Here is a 5,223-nt window from a genome sequence, read left to right on the forward strand (position 1 = left end):
CTAATTTTTTTACATTTACCAGACGATGTAATGCAGGCAGGACGTTCTTTTTACAAATTTTCTGGAGATATATGCGGTAAAAAAGGGTATGCGGAGAAAAAAAACGCAGTGATTTATTTAACTTTAGCATCAACTACAACAAGCCTCAAAATGGTGCTACTCCCCTGTTTAATGGGAATATAGCAGAGACTTCTTGGAGTACCTTAAGTGTAAATAATACGTCGAATCCTGTGAGTACTAATTATCGATACCAATATGATGCGCTGAACAGAATCACAGCAGCCACCAGTGATGCAGGCGGAAATTATAATCTTTCAGGGATTACCTATGACAAAAATGGAAATATCCTAAGTTTGAATAGAAACGGATATCAAGGAGGTACATCTTTTGCGAATATGGATAACTTAGTGTATACGTATGATGGTGGAAATAAATTATTAAAAGTTACCGATACAGGAAATAAAACCTATGGTTTTAAAGACGGTGCGAATATCACTACGGAATATACTTACGATGCGAATGGTAATTTGTTTACAGATGCTAATAAAAAAATAAATAGAGTTGAGTATAACTACTTAAATTTACCTACCTTAATTGATATATCCACTAGTGAAACTAGTGCAGAATATATAAGGTATGTTTATGATGCTACGGGTGTAAGGCTTAAGAGGAAGGCAAATACAAGAAGTGAAGGCGATACAGATTATGCAGGGAATTACATTTATAAAAAAGAAGAGCTGCAATTTATCAACCACCCAGAAGGCTATGTAACTCCAATAGATGTTAACGATTTAACAAAAGGGTTTAAGTATGTGTATCAATACAAAGATCATTTAGGAAGTGTACGATTAACGTACGCCGATAATAATAATGATGGTGTGATTACAGCAAGTTCTGACCCAAATACCAATGAGATTATAGAAGAAAGTAATTACTATCCTTTTGGCTTAAAACAAAAAGGGTATAATGGTACATATAATCCAATAGGAAACTCGGTAGCTCAAAAATGGGGATATAATGGAAAAGAGTTATACGATGATGTTTTAGATGTTTATGGTTCAGCGAATGTTCGCTTAGAATGGCATGACTTTGGTGCTAGAAATTATGATGCTGCTCTGGGTAGATGGATGAACCTTGACCCACTTGCAGAGCAAATGCGTAGGTTCTCACCGTATAATTATGCATTTAATAATCCTATCTTCTTTATTGACCCGGATGGGATGGCGCCTTGCCCTAATGGGGATTGTACTAAAAAAGAAACGGTAAGTAACCAGATTACGCATAGATTTAAATATGATGATGAAGGAAAAACAACAGGTACTGATATTATTGTACATACTAAGAACACTATAACTACAACTACTGATACAGATGGTAATGTAATTCAAACCATAGACAAAACAACAATGTCTACGACAAAAGTTGATGCAGATGGTAATATCGGAGAGGTAAACACAAATAGTTGGAGTACAGTAAAAACAAAAGAATCCGATGGTAGTTGGTCAACAATTAAACCCAGTAAAACAGTAGAATCTTCTTCAGGAGGCGATATAAGTAAAGCTGATGTTGCTCTTCAAGAAAAAGCTACTGAAGTTTCAAATTATAAAAAAGAAAATAACAGTGTAAGTCCTATTCAACAAGAGGCTAGAGATAATGTAAAATTTAATAATACTTCTTCTGCAATTGGGGGAGGATTAGGCACTTTAGGTAGGGCTGTAGCAAAATATGTACCACATCCAGCAGGAAAAACTGTAGGAGGTATTATTACTGGTACTGGTGGAGCAATTGCGACTGTTCCTAAATTACTGAAGCCTACCGATCCTGAAAAAATTACCAAAAGAACTCAATACAAATAATTCAAGATGAAAAAAAGTAAATATTTTTATTTTAGCATACTATTTATTCTAATGTATATATCCTATTTTTTTGTAACAAAAGAGATGTTTCAATATGTTTTTTTATTATTGTCGATTACTTATTCTTTAGTTGTTTTGTATGATATGATTTTAGGAAAGCTCACTTATAGAAAGCCAAATTTTTCAGAATTAATTATTGAATCAGTAATGTTGATTATATTCTTTTTATCATTACCTAATATGTTAATTAGAAAATATCTTATTGTATTTATTGTATTTATTGTTTTTTATGTGTTGAAAATATTTTTTGTTGAAAATTTAGATGGCAATGGGTCAGATTAGCCGCGATACCCCGCTCCCGCTAGAATCCTTTCTAGTGGCGGTTAAGAGTAATCAATTAGAACTTAATTTTTAAAATAGAGATAAAAGCCACAGCAGCGATGTTGTGGTTTTGTTGTTTTTAAGAGTAGGCTTTTTTAGTTTTGGTATCTCTAATAAAGGCATCAATAATTTTAACTATGGTACTTTTATCATCGTCGCTTAGTCGCTGTATTTCTTTCATACGATTAATCATGGTAATATCTACTACCTCTAAAGTATCATCTTCTGATACTAAATAATCTAAAGAGACATTTAACACTTTTGCTATTTTTTTAGCATTTTCAACGGACGGCACAATATCATCACGTTCGTACTTGGAAATGGCATCACGAGATACCCCGACAAAGTTGGCAACATCAATTTGAGATAATTTTTTCTCTTTTCTAATCTTGGTAATTTTTTGTCCTAAAGTCATAGAATAATCTACTTATACACTATAAATCGTACAAAACTATACGTTTTGGGCAAATATAGTCAAATTAAAATAGTATTATCTTGTTTTTATCGATAGTAATATCTAATATTGCAGATAAAACAATACAAATAATAGAATTATCGTCATTTTAGGTAAAAATATTTTTTATGAACAATTTAGATACCACCAACCCAAACAACTACGAATACCTCACAAAACACTTGGCAATCCACATTTTGGGAGGGTTAAAGGTTACTAAACTAGAAAGCTTACGAGTTACGGTGTCGGTTCAAAAGGTTAAATCAAACAATATTGTACGCCACTCAATAGACCTGTACAACGATACGCAAGTCGAAAAGTTTGTACGAAGATTGGCAGAACGCTTAGAAATCGGTACGAGTGTGGTACGAAAAACCTTACAGGAATTAACACACGAGTTAGAGAACTACAGATTTTTACTCCTTAGCAAGGAGGAGCAAGAAAACAAACCATTTTATAAAGAATTAAATGCCAGTGAAGAAAAAGAAGCTATCGACTTTTTAAAAAAGGGGAAATTGCTAACCTTGACCAATGAGTACATCGGCAAGAGCGGAGTAATCGGAGAAGAAACCAACCGCCTGCTGATGTATCTCATTTTTACCAGTCGTAAAACAAACAACCCATTACACTGTATTAGTTTAGGAAGTTCAGGAGCAGGAAAAACACACCTACAATCAAAAGTAGCAGAACTCATACCAGAAGAAGACAAAGTAGAAATTACCGTACTCTCTGCAAACGCCTTTTATTACTTCAATAGAACAGAATTACAACACAAACTTATTTTAATAGAGGATCTAGACGGAGCAGAAAGTGTACTCTACCCTCTTAGAGAATTACAGTCTAAAAAGAGAATTACCAAAACGGTAGTACATAAAGATAGCAAAGGAACAACGAAGACAATACACCTTACAGTGGAAGGTCCTGTAAGTGTAGCAGGTTGTACCACTCAGGAAAGCATATACGAAGATAATAGCAACCGTAGCTTTTTGCTCTATATAGATGAAAGCGAAGAGCAAGACAATAGAATAATGCACTACCAGCGGAGAGCCTCCGCAGGCAAGTTAAATGAGCAAGAAGAAATAGATGCAAGAGAACTACTAAAAAATATTCAACGAGTATTAAAGCCTATCAAAGTAATCAATCCGTATGCAGAGTATTTATGTCTGCCATCGGCAGTATTTAAACCAAGAAGAACCAACTCACACTATCTACAATTTATCAATGCAATAACTTTCTATAAGCAGTACCAACGTAAAAAACAATATGACAAAACTACGGGCGAGGAATACATCGAAACCACCATTGAAGATATCCAAGAAGCCAACGAATTGATTACTGAAGTACTCCTAAGGAAATCAGATACCATCACAGGAGCTTGCAGAAACTATCTAGAAAGACTAAAACAATATTTACAAGAAAACAACCAAACTACCTTTACTAACGCAGAAATAAGAAGAAACCTAAGAATAAAACAAAGCACTTTACAACGTTATCAAAAACAATTATTAGAAGAAGGCTACATCAAGAAAACCAAAGGAAATAAAGGACAAATGTATCATTATGAAATCATTGACTTAAATGAATATAATGCTTTAAAAGACCAAATTAACAATGCTTTACAAGAATGTATATCAAAGATAAACTTACCCACTTAGCCACTACTTACCCAGCAGTAAAATGAATAAGTTAAAAATATGATAATCAGGAAAATAACCAAAGTTAACCATGAAAGGAGAAAAAAGACATACCGAGCCAAAAAAAAGCGGTGAGTCACCGCAGACAAATTACTCTAAAAACCTACTCTATCAACTCGAAAGTATTGTCAAAACCCTCTACCCAAATCATAAAACTACCAATCCATACGAAGCCTATTTAGAAGTATATTACAACGAACTCAATATTGAAGATGTACTACTATTTAAACGACTATTAAAAAGCATTACAGTACTCAATCACAAAGAACGAGTACAATCTCACAAGCGGTATATCAGCAGTTACGGCGATGTATTGACTACGATTGAACTATTAAGTAAACACACCATTAGCGATATTATTTTAAGCAGCTACGTACAGTTAAAAGAAGTCTTTAGAGACAATCCCTTTACCAAATTACAAGCCGCTAGAGTCTTAAGAAAATCCCTACGGAGTATTGATAGATACCTACAACTCTGGACACACCTACAACTCATTGAAAAAACCAATATCAAACACGGTAGTAAACACACCTATAAACTATTAGGCTATCAGCAAGCTATTTACGAAGAAGAAAACCAAGGATTTATCGACTTAGAATACCGAACCTAACAAGAACTTTTAAAAGCTTCGCTCCACTCCGTTCCGCTCGCTAAACAACCAATCAGCACGAATATGGTTATTGAGCGTCGCCGAAAATAACCCCACACTTACCACCACCCCTGTACTTTATGGCTTCCAAAGCTAGTACAGCATATTGTTTTTTGCATCATCCATCGCTCATTCCACACACAAAAATCTGCAAGCAGTATTTTTGTACGCTCCATGTATCCACGTAAA

At 34.3% G+C, this 5,223-nt stretch carries 5 protein-coding genes; 4 read left to right on the top strand and 1 reads right to left on the bottom strand.

Going from position 1 to position 5,223, the window contains the following annotated elements; all coding sequences use genetic code 11:
* Positions 1-183, top strand: a 183-nt coding sequence (locus ACKTSW_RS09550; protein WP_408025038.1) for a hypothetical protein, incomplete at its 5' end; no start/stop codon positions are given.
* Between the two features lie 47 nt (positions 184-230).
* Positions 231-1,856 (top strand): RHS repeat domain-containing protein, encoded by a 1,626-nt coding sequence (locus tag ACKTSW_RS09555; RefSeq protein ID WP_408025039.1) that lies wholly within the window; start codon positions 231-233, stop codon positions 1,854-1,856.
* 460 nt (positions 1,857-2,316) lie between these two features.
* Here the strand turns inward: ACKTSW_RS09555 and ACKTSW_RS09560 are convergent, their stop codons facing one another.
* Positions 2,317-2,652 (bottom strand): helix-turn-helix domain-containing protein, encoded by a 336-nt coding sequence (locus tag ACKTSW_RS09560; RefSeq protein ID WP_408025040.1) that lies wholly within the window; start codon positions 2,650-2,652, stop codon positions 2,317-2,319.
* A 167-nt stretch (positions 2,653-2,819) separates the two neighbouring features.
* Here ACKTSW_RS09560 and ACKTSW_RS09565 point away from each other — a divergent pair, with 167 nt between their 5' ends.
* Together ACKTSW_RS09565 and ACKTSW_RS09570 are read left to right on the top strand one after the other, a co-directional pair.
* Positions 2,820-4,346: a hypothetical protein gene (locus ACKTSW_RS09565; protein ID WP_408025041.1), complete on the top strand. Its 1,527-nt coding sequence runs from the start codon at positions 2,820-2,822 to the stop codon at positions 4,344-4,346.
* Positions 4,347-4,416: 70 nt separating this feature from the next.
* Positions 4,417-4,995 (top strand): hypothetical protein, encoded by a 579-nt coding sequence (locus tag ACKTSW_RS09570; protein WP_408025042.1) that lies wholly within the window; start codon positions 4,417-4,419, stop codon positions 4,993-4,995.
* Positions 4,996-5,223 lie beyond the last annotated feature (228 nt).

Source organism: Tenacibaculum sediminilitoris (assembly GCF_964513795.1).
Taxonomy (GTDB): domain Bacteria; phylum Bacteroidota; class Bacteroidia; order Flavobacteriales; family Flavobacteriaceae; genus Polaribacter; species Polaribacter sediminilitoris.

Excerpts from the sequence above, each read along its gene's own strand:
- ACKTSW_RS09560 (WP_408025040.1), bottom strand. The coding sequence starts at position 2,652 with ATGACTTTAGGACAAAAAATTACCAAGATTAGAAAAGAGAAAAAATTA.
- ACKTSW_RS09565 (WP_408025041.1), top strand. The coding sequence starts at position 2,820 with ATGAACAATTTAGATACCACCAACCCAAACAACTACGAATACCTCACA.
- ACKTSW_RS09570 (WP_408025042.1), top strand. The coding sequence starts at position 4,417 with ATGAAAGGAGAAAAAAGACATACCGAGCCAAAAAAAAGCGGTGAGTCA.